Genomic DNA, 14,606 nt, shown 5'->3' with positions numbered 1-14,606 from the left:
TTACTTCAAATCACACTTATCAAGTAGTTTCCGGATCTCCTTAACGGACATAGACTCAATCTCGCTCTTATCATACATCGTCACAAGAAAAATTGTTCCTTCATCAACGCTGACAAGTACCGTAAAAGTTATCACCCGAGCTCCCCCTCTCTTGCCCTGTGATTTCGAGTGGATGGACATCCGGACCTTACGGAGGCCACCTCCCAAATCCGTTCCCGACAAAGGGTTCTCCAGCAGTTCGTCCCTCAACCTTAGGATATCTTCTTTCAACGACTTATATCGTTTCGCCAAATATTTCACCTCCTTAGCGAAGGGCGGTAATGCCTCAATCTTATAACTCATTCAATAGATCCTCCAATGGGCGAGAAGTTATTTTTCCCGCCTTCAAGTCTTTTACGCTCTGGAAAGCCTCTTCCAGCACCTCCCGCTCGCTTCGCTTGGCAGGCGAGAAGGTCTTCTCTTTTAAGTTCCGCAAGAGCGATAAAGCCTTACGCATAAGCTCCTCATTATCCAAGATACTCATGGCTTCCTCCATGTATGTATATTTCAACTCATTCGCTGTCATGGTCATATTCCTCCCTTTGCTTGTTTTTAATCCATCCTGTTCTTATAATCCTCATAGCCGAACGTACGGTACATCACCAGCTGGTTGTCCTTGTTCCAAAGGGCCAAGGAAGGGTGCGGTATGCCGTTGAACATATTCGTCTTCACGATCGTGTAGTGGATCATATCCTCGAAAATCAGCTTGTCGCCGATCGCCAAAGGCTTATCGAACGACCAATCCCCCATATAATCACCGCTCAAACAGCTATTTCCCCCGATCCGGTAGGTAGGTTTCCCTTCCACGGCATCCGTAGCGAAACGGATAGCCGGTTTGTAGGGCATCTCCAAGCAATCCGGCATATGGCAGGTGAACGAGGCGTCGATAATCGCCGTCTTGATACCGTGGTTCTCCACGATATCCACCACGGTTGTCAGCAAGAACCCGGTCTGCCAAGCGAAGGCGCTACCCGGCTCCATGATCAACTCCAAGTTCGGATATCTCTCCTTAAAGCCTTTCAGTAAAGCGATTAAATGCTCCACGTCGTAATCCTTACGGGTCATCAAATGACCACCTCCCATATTCAGCCACTTGACGTGAGGCAGGAAACGGCCAAAACGCCTCTCCACCTCGGCCAGCGTCCGCTCCAGATCATAGGAAGTGGACTCGCACAAGGTATGGAAATGCAGCCCCTCGATACCCTCCGGCAACGTGTCTCCCAGCAAGTCGCCGGTCACCCCCATCCGGGAACCCGGAGCACAAGGATTATACAAGTCCGTCTCCACGTCCGAGTATTCCGGATTGATCCGCAACCCACAAGACACCCGGTTACCATCCGCCCGCACCATCGGATAAAAACGATGGAACTGAGAGAGCGAGTTGAACGTAACGTGACTACTGTATCTCAAGATCAACGGGAAATCAGCCTCCGTATAAGCCGGGGAATAGGTATGCGCCGGACTTCCCATTTCCTCGAAGGCCAACTGGGCCTCAAATTTAGAACTTGCTGTCGAAAAAGGAATGTACTCACGTACGATCGGGAACGCTTTCCATAAAGCGAAAGCCTTAAAAGCCAATATGATATTCACTCCCGCACGTTCTTTTACGCTCTTGATCAAGGACAGGTTGTTTCTCAGTAATTTCTCCTCCATCACATAGCAAGGCGAGGGTATCTTGTTGATGTCTATCATGCTGTATCTCAATATTTCATATTAACATGCAAATATAAGAAAAACATTCTGATATTACAACTATTATCGGGGTAATTCATTGAATATGTCGCAGAAAAAAGACAGTTGTGTTAACTTGCGAATACTACTGTGTTCGTAGACAAATACTATAGTACTTGGGCACAAGCACTATAGTATTTCTGGGTTCTTTTCATTCTCTTTTTAATCGAAAAAAAAAGAAAGGAGGCATCTTGCCTCTATTCTTTATATTTTTATTATAATATCTATTTATATCTTATATGATGCGAAAGTGAGTTCGAAAGCCCATTCGAAAATAAACCTTTCCTTTTCTGCCAATCATTAAAATCCAACGACTTAGCTTCAAAAAGCAGTGTTCGATTCGGCATTCGAAAATGAATTCGAGCAAAAACGCACTTAGCCTAACACGCTGAGTTTGGCAAACTTAAGCAAAAGTCGCCTTTCTCCGAAATTCTTGAAGGCGACCGTCACTTTCGCATCACCTCCCTCACCTTCCATCGAGACGATCTCGCCATCGCCGAAACGGTCGTGATTGACCTTCTGGCCCACCCTCAAAACAGAGGCATCCGTGGCCGGAGCCGCCGAAAAGGACGATTCCATCGTGTTTTTTAACTTCGTAAGATGCCCTTGACGCTGTGCCGCTTGCTTCACCGGCGACACGAAATCATCCTCAACCGCCCTTGGTTGCCGGAATGGAGAGGCAAAAGCCGGGCGCCCGTAGCGTTCACGGGCCGAGGCGAATGCATCTGAAGCGCCGGCATCCGAAGGCATATCCAGATACTTAGCGTCTATATCCTTCAAGAAACGGCTGGGCGTACACATATCCGTCTTCCCGTTACGATAGCGGCTCTTCGCATAGCTCAATACGCAATTTTGCTCCGCACGGGTAATCGCCACGTAGAACAAACGACGCTCCTCCTCTACCGCTCTCGGGTTATCTTTCGATAGGGACGAGGGGAATAGGTCTTCCTCCAAGCCTACCACGAAAACATTCGTGAATTCCAATCCCTTGGCGGCATGTACGGTCATCATCGTGACCTTATCGGAGTTTTCCTCTTTATCGTTATCTTGATCGGTGAGCAAGGATACCTCCGCCAAAAAGTCGGACATGGCGACTTGCTCCATGCCCTCCTCACGCCGGATCTCGCAAAACTCGGCGATACCTTTCAGCAACTCCTGCAAGTTCTCTTGCTTGCTCACGCCCTCTACGGAACGGTCTTGAAACAGGTCGGAAACGATGCCGCTACGCTTCACCACCAAGGTAGCCAATTCCTCTGCGGAGAGTTTTTTATTCTCTTCAATGAAAACTTCAATCAAACTACGGAAATCGCTCAGTTTCTTAGCTGTACCGTTATTTATCGGTAGCGAATATTCTAAGGGGGCTTGAAGCACGGTCCATAGACTTACCCCGTATTCGGTAGCGGCACCGACAAGCTTACCTACCGTCGTATCCCCGATTCCCCGGGTGGGATAATTGATGATTCGCTTCAAGGCCTCCTCGTCGTGCGGGTTCACGATCAGGCGGAAGTAAGAGATCACGTCCTTGATCTCTTTCCGCTGGTAAAAAGACAAACCGCCGTAAATCTTGTAAGGGATGCCCCGCTTTCGCAACGCCTCTTCCAAGATACGGGACTGGGCGTTGGTACGATACAGGATAGCGAAATCGGCATACGAGAATTTCCCTAATATCCCGTGCATCTCGTTGATTCGGGCGGCTACGGTGTAGCCCTCCTCATAATCGGAGTACGAGGTGAAAACACTCACCTTGTTGCCCGCCTCCTTCTCGGAATAGACCGTTTTGGGTATCTGACGTGTATTCTTGTCGATCAAGCTATTGGCGGCGTTCACGATATTCTGGGTGGAACGGTAATTCCGTTCCAGCTTGAAGATACGGCAACCGGTATAAAGATTCTTGAATTGCAGGATATTATCTATATTAGCGCCTCGGAAGGAATAGATGCTCTGGGCGTCATCCCCTACCACGCAGATATGGCCGTGTCTCTCGCAAAGCCGTTGCACGATCAAGTGTTGGGCGAAGTTCGTATCTTGATACTCATCCACCAATACATACCGGAAGAAGTTCCGGTATTTCTCCAAGACGGCCGGATGATCCCGGAACAGGATATTGGTTTGCAGCAACAAGTCGTCGAAATCCATGGCTCCCGCTTGCAGGCAACGGCTCTGGTAACGTTTGTAGATTTCCCGGAGCAAGGGGACCTTGGCGTTTATATCGCTTTCCACGAGCTCTTTATTTTGCTCGTAGGCCGTATAAGTTATCAAGGAGTTCTTCGCGTTGGAGATCCGGCTCTGCACCATTCCTAGGCGGTACACCTTATCGTCCAATTGCATTTCCTTGATGATGGATTTCAGTAAGCTCTTGGAATCAGTGGCGTCATAAATCGTGAAATTGGAAGGATAACCGATATGCTCCGCCTCGTTCCGTAAAATACGGGAGAAGATGGAATGGAACGTTCCCATCCATAGCCGACGGGCCGTTTGGTCACCGGTGATGGCCGCAATACGCTCTTTCATCTCCCGGGCCGCCTTATTGGTAAAGGTCAGCGCCAAGATACTATAGGGAGGCAATCCCAATTGCAATAAATAAGCGATCTTATAGGTCAGTACCCTTGTCTTACCGGAGCCAGCCCCGGCCACGACCAAGGATGGCCCCTCATTGTAAACCACCGCTTCCCGCTGGCTCTCATTCAGTTGATTCAAATACTCTTCCACATTCATCCGTTTTAGGGATACAAAATTAGGGAAAATAAGCGATTCCACATAAAAAAGTTGGGCAGGTCGCCGATAATATATACATTTGCCTGCATATAATCAGTAGTATTAACCAAAACAAGGGACTATGGGAAATTGGGAGAGACAACAGACAATGAGGAAAGAACGGGACAAGGTCCGAAGGGAGACTTTAGGGAAGTTCTTTTTTGACTTGGCTAAATTAATGTTTACGACGATGGTATTAGGAGAAATGCTCCTATTAGCAAAAGACATCGGCGACATTAATAATTGGGGTATGTTAAATATAGGGATTTTAGGTACTTACCTATTAGCCCGAGTTGGAAATAGAATATTAAAATAATATGATTATGATAAAAGATTTAAATGGATTGACAGTGTTGATGCTCGTTGTTACCATTTTAGCCGCTATCTTCTTAGCTTGGCTTTACACAAAGCCCGGCAAGAAATGGTTGGATGAGTTATGATACCGTAGGTGGTGTGCCATATTGTGGATCATGGCACACCATCTTCTTTATTTAGCGTCCAACAGATCATCATTCCTTATGCTCCTCCCCGCCTTCTTCACGCTCGCTTTTAAATCACCGATCCGGTAGCTGATAGCGATGCCGAAACCACGGCTAAACATACGCTCGGTCTGCCGGATATGAAAGTCCGGATATCGCTCGTTAATCTGTATCGTCTTATGATCTCCCAGAAAATCTTGCGCCCGCAGCGTACAAGTCAATTTATCATTCAAGAAGCTCTTTACCACACTCAAGCCGTAAAAATAAAAGCCGTACGAGTCCATCCCCACATTCGGCTCGGAGCGCACGTATCCACCCGACAGGACAAAACGCCACCCGTACTTAAACTTCTGCGAGAAATCGACAAAAGCAGAGCCACAAAAGCCGGAATTACGCACATCCGTATCGTAAACCTCATTCCCCTCCTGCGCCCGTAAATCCAGATAATGCAACATGCTGTTCAGCGACACGCTTGTCCGGGGCGAAGGATTATAGCTTAGATAAAGGTTTCCTCCCGCTGCTTTCACGTCCACGAGATTATCATACGTACTATTCACCACATTCGCCGAATCAATGAACAGATACTCATCAATCACCCCTTTTCCCAAGGTGCAGAGCACGGAAGCCTGCACATTCAATTTCGTTCCGTAATAACTGTATGACGCCGAAAGACGATGATGTTTCTCCGATACCAATCCCGGATTTCCATACGAGATAGAGGTCCCAGACACGAACACCGTAGGATTCAAATAGCTGATATTCGGGCGACGTAAACGTAAGTTGTAAGCCAAGCGAAACAAATTCCGGTCGTCCAAGCGGAAAGCGGAGGTCCAAGAAGGAACCCAATCCGTTACACGATAATTAAAATCCTTGCCTTCGCCTTGTTTATAAGTCACGTCCTGCCAAGTATGTTCCATACGAATGCCCGGGTTCAAGCTCCATTTACCATACTTAAATCCATATCCCGCATAGGCGGAGCCTATATTCTGCACATGCCGATATTCCACCAAAGGTTGTAAATCAGCGGGTAACCAGACACCCTCACCCAACTCCTTTACCTCCGAAGTAGCGTGGCTCGTACTGTTACGCCGAATCAGCTTCAAACCGCCCTCGATGGAATGCGTACTTGTAAAAGGATTCACGTAATCAAGCTGGGCCGTATGCTCATGGGTGCGGGCATGACTGATTTGCCGGGTATAATCGGCCTCCAGTTGGGGTAACGAGACATTGCCCATCTTGTCCTTATCATGAAACACGCTATAAATATCGTTCGGGATATAATCGTACTGATAGGAAAGCGTTAGCATCTCTTCCTTATTTCGTTTGAATAAACGCTGATAATCCGCTTTTAAGGAGGCACTACCCCATTCGTTCTTCTTACTCATATCCTCGTTATAAGCATAGATTTCTTCCCCCTCTTTATCAAACCTGCTATAATGGCTATTCCAAATAGAGTTGCTGTTTCCGATATTCAAGTTTCCGGACAAGGAGATCAAATTCAATGTATCGATCTCGAAACTGCCTTCCAGACTTCCATAATGGGCCGGATATTTCACGTCTACGTCCGAGAGCATCCGGAGCTTCGCACCGTCTCCCGACTGAGTACGGAGATAATCCGACTCGCTCTCGGACGATTGTTGGCTAAACGTATAATTTCCGGAAAGCGATAATCGGCCATATTTCAGCGTAGCGAAACCACCGACACTCTTAAATAAGTTCATCACCGTAGTGTTTATACTCGCGTTATATCCCTCGAACTCCGCTCCTTTCGTCACGATATTCAAGATTCCGCTGACACCCTCCGCATCGTAACGGGCACCGGGATCTGTTATCACCTCCACTTTCTTGATCATGCTGGCGGGGATACTACGCAAGACCTCCTTGGGATTATTGGAGAACATATTCGAGGGACGCCCGTTCATATAAATCTTAAAACTGGATTGTCCGTTTACCTTCACGTTATCCTCGCCATCCACGGTCACTAGAGGGACTTTTCGCAACATCTCCAGCAAAGTATAGGTTCGGGAATCCGGGTCCTCGGCGATACTGTAAGTAGTCTTATCCGCCTCTGCCTTTATCAAGGGTTTCACGGCGACAATGTTTATCTCGGGCAAGTCCTCGTTCAAATACAATGAATCGGGAGAGACGAGTTGGGCAGTCAACGTCGAGTTCCAGTTTCCCACAAGCCCTATCAAGGCCATCATCATCAGAAATCTTTTCATATCCGTATCTTATTTGATTTGTTTTCGGGCAAAAGTAGAGGCAACAGACAACAACAACGTAAATAATCGCCGGATAAGTAGCTGACATTTCCATGACATTTCCATGACATCCGGTCATTTAGCAGGATTTAGGTCTATTTCATCCCGAATCCTATCGAAAAGGATACTTTCCTTCTATAATATTTAGTACCTTCGAGCGTTCTTTTTATGTTAATTCTAATCTAGCGAATAATGAATACACGACTATCGGCCAATCTATCCGTTTTGGGTACCTCCTTAATGCTGATCCTCTCGTTCAGCTTCGGTTTCCATAGTTATACGGAAGCCAAGAAAACGATCGTGACAGACTTGAATCAAGCGTTGCAACAAACGATCCTGCAAAACTCCCACCTATGGATGAGCCAAGATTCCATACGCACCTATGCCAATCTATCCAAGCTTTTCGGCAATCCGGTATCCATAGAAAGTTATAACAAGGACTTTTCCGACGCATTGAGTTATACGCCCGACAAGAAGAAAACGGGAATCGTGATCCACGTACTCAATAAAGATCCTCAAACCGAAAACGCTCCCGCTAATACCAACAAGAAACTCAACGAATATTATATCGCCAGCGATACGATTATCTGGGCATCATCCATAGCGAACAGCCCCAATACTGCCACGGATCATATCGGGATCTCATTCCAAGGGTACGCCAATTGCTCCACCCTTGCGGTTATCGGGCTATCGGACAAATCTTTGCCCGGCCTATTCCTCGGGCTTGCCTTTTTATCCGCTACCCTGCCCCTATTGCTTAAACGTTATAGAAAGGAGTTGATAATGCCTCAGCCTATCCATCCGGGAAAGACCATCTCTTTCGGTAATTTGAACCTTTCTTGCGAGACCGCCTCCTTCTATAAGGAGAATGAGGAGAAACTAAAACTCACCCCTCAGCAATATGCCTTGATGGAGATGTTTTTCCTATCGCCTACGCATATCTTGAACCGCTCGGATATCTGCGAAAGTTTATGGCCGGGAAAGATCAACGCCGACGAGACCTTGAACACCTTGATCCGAAGGCTACGGCCTTTAGTGGAGGAAAACAGTAACCTAAAGATCACGACAGACAGAGGACGAGCTTATGCGCTTGAAATAAAAAAGAGCGACCATCTCTGATCGCTCTTTCCTTTTTATCTAGATAGAATTAATATCTTCCACCATCCCGGTTAGAACCATAACCGCCACCTCTGTTAGAGCCATAGCCACCGCCTCTGTTGGAACCGTAACCGCCACCTCTGTTGTTATTGAAACGACCACCTCTGTCGCCTCTATCCTCTCTAGGTCTGGCTTCTGTTATATTGATGACTTTGCCGTCATAACTTGCTTGGTTTAACTCCTCGATAGCCTTTTTAGCTAGCTCATCATCGCTCAGCTCAACGAAACCGAAGCCTCTTGAACGGCCGGTTTCTCTATCCATAATAACTTTTGCTGAAGTAATCTCACCGTAATCAGCAAATAACTGTCTTAAGTCCTCATCAGAGATGTTGTAACTTAGATTTGAAATGTAAAGATTCATTTTGTAAACTTTAATTAAATGGTTAATTGAGCTGAGTATGTCGACTAAAAAAGTTTACCTAACAAATCAAGTTGTGAGCAAATACTTTCTAATACTAACTTAAATCAATCTCAAATATGCTGCGAATGTAATGGTTTTATTCGAGCATACAACTATAAATCCAATAAATTTCGAAAAAATATAAGGGCGGGGTCTGCCCGCCCCCACGAAATTAGAATACGGTAACTTCTTGTCCCGCGGTATTCGCACGGATTAAATAATCGTACATCGCCTCGCAATACACCGGAGGCAGGTAGAAGCGGCCCGGGTAGACTGCGCAAAGATTGATCTTCACGGTCACTTGACTGCCTGCCGGCAGACGGTCTATATAACTATAAACACGGTCGTCACGAATATCCTGATAATTCACTCCGGCGGTCAGGCTGTCCGTAGCAGCTCCATTCAGGAAGCGGGTATTCAGTATTTCCCATCCGGCAGGGAAGATCTCCGATAATACCAAATTATTATATCCCCGGGCCGAAGGGTTCTTTACCGTAACCACGGCGGAGAAATTCGTACCTTGCTCCAATTGGGCGACATTGACCGGACGTCCGTTCAAGTCCACATAGCTAACCGCCAACGAGACACCATTCGCATACGCTTTTTCCTCTCCCTGCTCCGGTATTCCCTCGGTTATAATACGGGCGAAGAGCGTAGATTTACCCGTGTTCTTCAACTCGACGCTCGCCGAGGTTCCCGCCTTATCCAATAAGGTCTCGGACCATATATTCTTATCCGTTTTCACCTGTCCATCCTTTCCGCCACAAGCGTACGTGAAATCCATGGCCCCGTCTACCCGATATTTAGCTAGGTAGTCCGACAAGGCAACTAAAGCGAATGCCGTAGATTGTGTGCTCAACCAATCATCCGAAGAAAGCTGTTTGGACAATTCTTCCACCAAAGTAGCGGCCTCCTTGCCTTTATCCAACAAGCAAAGCGTCATTAACTGGATGGATTGATCCCGGACATCACTGCCGAACGTCTCGTCATACTCGGAATAACCGGAAGGAAGAGCCGTCGTCTTACTGATCAAGTCTTGAGCGACATCCTCACGGCCGACCAAGGCATAGGCGGAAGCTAGCGACCAGCGACTCATGGAGGCCAAGTCTTTCATCTCTTTCAAGCGGTTCATGGCACCCATCTCCGGCGACCCGGCCAAAGCCAATACATACAGGCGATAGGCTTGGGTAGTCTCTTCCGAATCCATATAATAAGAGGTAGCCGGCTTCCAATTACGGGCTACCCGGCGTAGATTATTCAATACGCTTTGTTTCATGGCCTCGGGAACCAAGTAGCCTTTCTTCGAGGCTTCCAGCAAGAAATGAGTAGCGTAAACCGTACCCCAGCCATTGCTGCTCGTTCCACCCGGCCAATAGGCGAAAGCCCCATCTACGGTCTGGTAAGAGCGCAGACGGCGGATCACCTCTTTCACGGCTTCCTCCGTGGATTTCGCCTGTCGCGGGGTCAAATCCGTAAACGAGGAGATATAAAGCTGCGGGAATCCTTTCGAGGTGATCTGTTCCAGACATCCGTGAGGATAACCCAACAAATAAGATAGACGTGAGGATAAGTTCACGGGGGCGATATCCGACACTTCCAAAGTCAACTGGTTCGTACCCGTGGCACCCGGCATCGCAACCGTCTCTTTCCAAGACTTGCCGGCCTCCAAGGTAGCGGCGGTAACTTTCACTTGTGGGCGGCGTACCGTACGGATCTCCAGTTCCGTCTCATAAACGGATTTATCCCCTTTACCCGTAGCGGTTATCGTTACCTTCCCGATACCCGGGTTCTTCTTCACCCGGATACGGAACGAGGCTTGCTGATCCCCTTTCCGCTCGAAGCTCAAGCTCCTCGTCGCCTCGCCGACCACTTCCATATTCGAGCTGCAAGCGATAGATACATTCACGGCTCCTACGCCATCCTCGGTAGCGAATACCGTAGCGGGTACTACCATCTCCTCGCCCACGCCGATCACCCGGGGCAAGGTTCCTAGCAGCATTACGGGCTTACGTACCATCACGCTCTTATCGGCATGTCCATAAGCCTCCCCGTTTCCGGCTACCACCATGATCTTGACACGCCCGTTATAATTCGGCATCTGATAGGTATGCCGGGCGGTCTTCCCCTTCTTCAGCAAGAACGGGCCGTCAAATCGCACCACGGGCTTGAAGCGGTTCACGATCGCTTTCGGGCCTTTGTTCAGCGCATCGTCGCCGCCGATACTGAACAATTGCTCGATACGGCCGCCGTAAGCGCCAACCACGTAGTTATACAAATCCCATGTATTCACGCCCAACGCTTCCCGGGCGTTAAACGCCTTCCAAGGCTCCGGCGTACGGAAACGGGTCAAGTCCAGCAAGCCCTCATCCACGATCGCCAGCGTATAAGCCATCTCCTTTCCATTCTTCTCGGAGACGGAGACGGTATAAGAGGCATCCGGTTTCAGCTCGGCGGGAGATTGGATGACCGGAGTCAGATGGCTCTCCGGAGAAGTTACCGTGAACGGGACCACGCCATACAAGCGGATCGGCAAATCGTTCTTCGTGATGCCATGAGGCTGCAAAAGGGTGATATAGACGTAAGCGTTCGGCTGCATATCTTTCGTCACATCCAGTCTCACGGTCGTTTGTTTATCCTCGCACGTATGTTCCGTCAAGGAAAGGACACGCACGCCGTTCTCTATACTGATAATCGCACGGCTTCCTTTCGTAGAGGGGAAGGTGACTACCATCTTCTCGCCGGGCGTATAACTATCCTTATCGGTCTTGAAACTAAGCATCGTGGCGGACTCGCTGCCATCGGTGTTACGTCGGCCCTCGTTATAAGGCCAGTCGAAATAACTCATCACTCCCGTAGAGTGCTTACTCTCCTTATCTTTCACGGAGATGAAATACGTTCCCCACTCCTTATCCGGGAAAGAGAGCTGGAACATACCCCGGCCGTCCCCATCCGTACGGATGGCAAATGTCTTTACCGGCTTATTGTAGGAATCCGATACGTAATTGGCCAAACCGCTACTGTTGGAGTCCCACCACCAATACCAATAGACCTTATATACTTTCACGTCTAATTCCGTATTCGCTTGCGGTTTCCCTAAATAATCAACAGAAGCGACCTCGTAGGTATAATTGGCTCCGGTATTTAGTTGTTCCTTATCTTTCTGCGGAGATTTGATACCGGCATACCGGCGATAAGGCGAGTAAAGCATCCGGTCCGCGTCGATACTGAAATCTCCGGATTCCTCATAGACCCGGGTCACTAGGTTTGCCAGCAACATTCCGGGAGCGGTAGAACCCAGCTCGAAGCGGGCTTGTACCGTGGCATCGCCCCGCTCATTGGTAACGCCGGAGATCAGCTTGCTCTCTTCCGTATTAAATACACGGGAAGGATCGTCGAAATAGAAACCCTTATAGCCCTCGAAGGTAGTCGGGGTAGCGATAAAGGTTCCTTGTATATCGTATTTCAAGTTACGGGCGATAGCTCCTTGCAGCCATTCCACATGCAGGCGGGCATCCATAGGCTCACCACGCAACAAGGTCTTCTCCGGCATGGATAAGGCGATCTTCAGGCGGTTCGGCTTGATGGACTCGATGCGTAAGCGCTTCGAGAAAGAGACCCCACCCACTTGCGCCTTCACATTCCACGCACCCGTGGGAGCATCCGCCTCGGTAACGAAATCGAAGACATAAAGCCCCAGCTCGCCACGGGTCTGCGTCTTACGGGCATACATTTGCCCTAACGGGTTGTACAGCTCCATCACCACCGGATGCTCTGCCGGCAATTGCTTCGCCCGGTCGTTCAGCATAAAACCCAGATGCAACGTATCACCCGGACGCCATACGCCCCGCTCACCATAGATAAAGCCCTTGATCCCTTTCTGGACGACCTCGCCCGATACATCGAACGAACTGAGCGAGAGAGCCGATCCGTTATCCACCCGCAGATAGGAACGTTGGGTTCCCTGTGAGGCGATCAGGTAGAACGGACGTCCCGAGGAGAGATCCAGCCGTACCTGCCCCTTGTCATCGGTCGTGCCCGAGGCCAACGCTTGGTGTTGGTAATTATAGGCGGTAACCGTAACTCCTCGCTCCGGCTCCGTATTCTGTATATTATGCACCAACACGGTCATATCATTATCCTGCCCCATCAAGGCGACCAGTCCCAAATTGGTAGCCAAGATATTCTTTCCCTCTACCTTATTAAAGTAATAACTATCCGAGCAAGGATCGTTCCATTCTTTCCAATTATAACTAGACCAATCGTATTGACGGTAATAATACGCTCCCTCGTCAAAACGGGCGGACTCTTCCTTGAAACGGATCTCGTCCGAGGCCAAGATCTGCTCCTTCGAGATCTTCAACGTATCATTCCCGCAAGGATAGGCCGACAAAGGCCGGTCAAACGAAAGCTCCAGACGGTAGATAGCGCCCGGTTCCGGCTCGATCAACCGCTTTAAATCGACCGCAAACGTATTCCACCGGGACAGGTCAAGACCCTCCTCATCCAAGAAGATCGTCTTACGGGCGATCAAGCGTCCGACACGCATCAGCTCCCCGGACTCATCCAAGTTGTTCGATTGCAGGAACTGACCGATATTCTGCTCCAATATCTTGATAACGCTCACCGTAACCCCTCGCAAATAAATCGCTTGGAAAGGAACGGATAATTGCGTGGATTGCGGGATGATCACTCCTTTCCCGATAAAACGGACACCGGGTTTCTGCTCATCTAGGATTATTTGACGCACGACAGCCTCTTTCAGGTTCAAGCCGCTCTTGCTGCGGATGCCTTGGTTCAGGTGGATATTCATCACGCCCTTTTGCCACAAATCGGCATCCGGATATAGGCGTAGCTTGTTTCCGTCCACGGTTACGGTCTCCGACGTATTCTCGGCGATAAAGGCCAAGCCTCTCATATCTTGGCTCGCATCCAATAACTTCGTGAAAGCGACCTCCACGTAACGCTCCGGCTCGGACACATACGTCACGTCGTACACCGAGAAATCATTCTGATCCGGAACGCTCACTGTCACGACATCGGCCTTTTCCACGCCTAGTTTATTAGAAGAGACGGAAAGCCTAAGTGTCCGTTCCCCCTCCATCCCGGCGGAGACATTGAGTAAGGTCACCTCATGTTTCTTTCCATCCGGGCTGTGTTGCCAAGTAGCGTCTACCTTCTCCGAGAAATCCACCAACGACTCCACGGTCTCCGGAGATTCCTTATCCGGCGTGAAAAGCACGGCGGTCAGATCGTACCCATTCTCGTTTTTCTTGTTGATATCCATCGATTCCAGATTCCCCCGAAGGGCTAAAGGGAGCGTGGTAAAACCAAAAGCGAACCACTTATCCTTACCTTGTGCCTCAAACCATTCGGACAAATCGGCTTTCACTTGATAAGAGGTGTTTCGCTCAAAGCCTTTCTCCGGCTTGAATACCAACGTCCGGTTATTCTCGAAAGCCCATTTCCCCGGCACATCGGGCTTGAGGCGCACGAGTTTCCCCAATCGGTCCGCCTTTAATCGATCCGCCGGGATCTCTTGATTAAAGATCAGGTAAACGGGAGAATACCGGGAAATCTTCCCGGTAGTAAACGCCTCTACATTCGGATTATAAGGGGGGAGATCTTGATCCGTGGAGCTTGTCGTATGACAACTTGTCAAGATAGACAAGAGACAAAGTACGCAGAATAAACCGATAGACCGTATCATACACATGAATGTTTAAATGGTTAATCCACAAATGTACATAAATAGAAGGATTTCTCTCCTATACTTTCAGACAAACT

9 protein-coding genes are annotated in these 14,606 nt (G+C 48.7%); 2 read left to right on the top strand and 7 right to left on the bottom strand.

Translation table 11 applies throughout. The features are described 5' to 3' along the window. The 4 genes from NBH16_RS10565 to NBH16_RS10550 all read right to left on the bottom strand — a co-directional run bounded on the left by NBH16_RS10565 (window position 1) and on the right by NBH16_RS10550 (window position 4,485). Window positions 1-342, bottom strand: coding sequence for a type II toxin-antitoxin system RelE/ParE family toxin (locus NBH16_RS10565; RefSeq protein WP_005862653.1), 342 nt, complete (start codon window positions 340-342; stop codon window positions 1-3). Next, window positions 332-571, bottom strand: coding sequence for a hypothetical protein (locus NBH16_RS10560; protein WP_005857256.1), 240 nt, complete (start codon window positions 569-571; stop codon window positions 332-334). The genes NBH16_RS10565 and NBH16_RS10560 overlap by 11 nt, the downstream gene beginning before the upstream one ends. Before the next feature lie 20 nt (window positions 572-591). Next, window positions 592-1,731, bottom strand: a complete 1,140-nt coding sequence (gene nspC, locus NBH16_RS10555; RefSeq protein ID WP_005862655.1) for a carboxynorspermidine decarboxylase — start codon at window positions 1,729-1,731, stop codon at window positions 592-594. A gap of 414 nt (window positions 1,732-2,145) precedes the next feature. Continuing rightward, the gene (locus tag NBH16_RS10550) at window positions 2,146-4,485 is read right to left on the bottom strand and encodes an ATP-dependent helicase (protein WP_250788494.1); all 2,340 of its coding nucleotides are present in this window, start codon (window positions 4,483-4,485) and stop codon (window positions 2,146-2,148) included. 121 nt (window positions 4,486-4,606) lie between these two features. Between NBH16_RS10550 and NBH16_RS10545 the strand changes: the two genes are divergently transcribed. Next, on the top strand, window positions 4,607-4,840 hold the full coding sequence (locus NBH16_RS10545) for a DUF6722 family protein (protein WP_005862659.1): 234 nt from the start codon (window positions 4,607-4,609) through the stop codon (window positions 4,838-4,840). A gap of 171 nt (window positions 4,841-5,011) precedes the next feature. Here the strand turns inward: NBH16_RS10545 and NBH16_RS10540 are convergent, their stop codons facing one another. Next, the gene (locus NBH16_RS10540; protein WP_048927240.1) at window positions 5,012-7,225 is read right to left on the bottom strand and encodes an outer membrane beta-barrel family protein; all 2,214 of its coding nucleotides are present in this window, start codon (window positions 7,223-7,225) and stop codon (window positions 5,012-5,014) included. Window positions 7,226-7,456: 231 nt separating this feature from the next. Here NBH16_RS10540 and NBH16_RS10535 point away from each other — a divergent pair, with 231 nt between their 5' ends. After that, window positions 7,457-8,383, top strand: coding sequence for a helix-turn-helix domain-containing protein (locus NBH16_RS10535; protein ID WP_022192601.1), 927 nt, complete (start codon window positions 7,457-7,459; stop codon window positions 8,381-8,383). Between the two features lie 28 nt (window positions 8,384-8,411). Here the strand turns inward: NBH16_RS10535 and rbp are convergent, their stop codons facing one another. Continuing rightward, window positions 8,412-8,783, bottom strand: coding sequence for an RNA-binding regulator (gene rbp / locus NBH16_RS10530; protein WP_005862667.1), 372 nt, complete (start codon window positions 8,781-8,783; stop codon window positions 8,412-8,414). Between the two features lie 211 nt (window positions 8,784-8,994). Then, window positions 8,995-14,529 carry an alpha-2-macroglobulin family protein gene (locus NBH16_RS10525; protein ID WP_250788492.1) on the bottom strand — a complete coding sequence of 1,845 codons (5,535 nt, stop codon included), beginning with the start codon at window positions 14,527-14,529 and terminating at the stop codon, window positions 8,995-8,997. Window positions 14,530-14,606 lie beyond the last annotated feature (77 nt).

It is taken from the genome of Parabacteroides sp. Y3-G-102, from assembly GCF_023656845.1.
Taxonomy (GTDB): domain Bacteria; phylum Bacteroidota; class Bacteroidia; order Bacteroidales; family Tannerellaceae; genus Parabacteroides; species Parabacteroides distasonis.
Note: the sequence above shows the minus strand (reverse complement) of the source record. Positions and strands in the feature narration are given on the sequence as shown.

Coding starts and splice junctions, on each gene's coding strand:
- NBH16_RS10565 (WP_005862653.1), bottom strand. CDS start 342: ATGAGTTATAAGATTGAGGCATTACCGCCCTTCGCTAAGGAGGTGAAA.
- NBH16_RS10560 (WP_005857256.1), bottom strand. CDS start 571: ATGACCATGACAGCGAATGAGTTGAAATATACATACATGGAGGAAGCC.
- nspC (WP_005862655.1), bottom strand. CDS start 1,731: ATGATAGACATCAACAAGATACCCTCGCCTTGCTATGTGATGGAGGAG.
- NBH16_RS10550 (WP_250788494.1), bottom strand. CDS start 4,485: ATGAATGTGGAAGAGTATTTGAATCAACTGAATGAGAGCCAGCGGGAA.
- NBH16_RS10545 (WP_005862659.1), top strand. CDS start 4,607: ATGGGAAATTGGGAGAGACAACAGACAATGAGGAAAGAACGGGACAAG.
- NBH16_RS10540 (WP_048927240.1), bottom strand. CDS start 7,225: ATGAAAAGATTTCTGATGATGATGGCCTTGATAGGGCTTGTGGGAAAC.
- NBH16_RS10535 (WP_022192601.1), top strand. CDS start 7,457: ATGAATACACGACTATCGGCCAATCTATCCGTTTTGGGTACCTCCTTA.
- rbp (WP_005862667.1), bottom strand. CDS start 8,783: ATGAATCTTTACATTTCAAATCTAAGTTACAACATCTCTGATGAGGAC.
- NBH16_RS10525 (WP_250788492.1), bottom strand. CDS start 14,529: ATGATACGGTCTATCGGTTTATTCTGCGTACTTTGTCTCTTGTCTATC.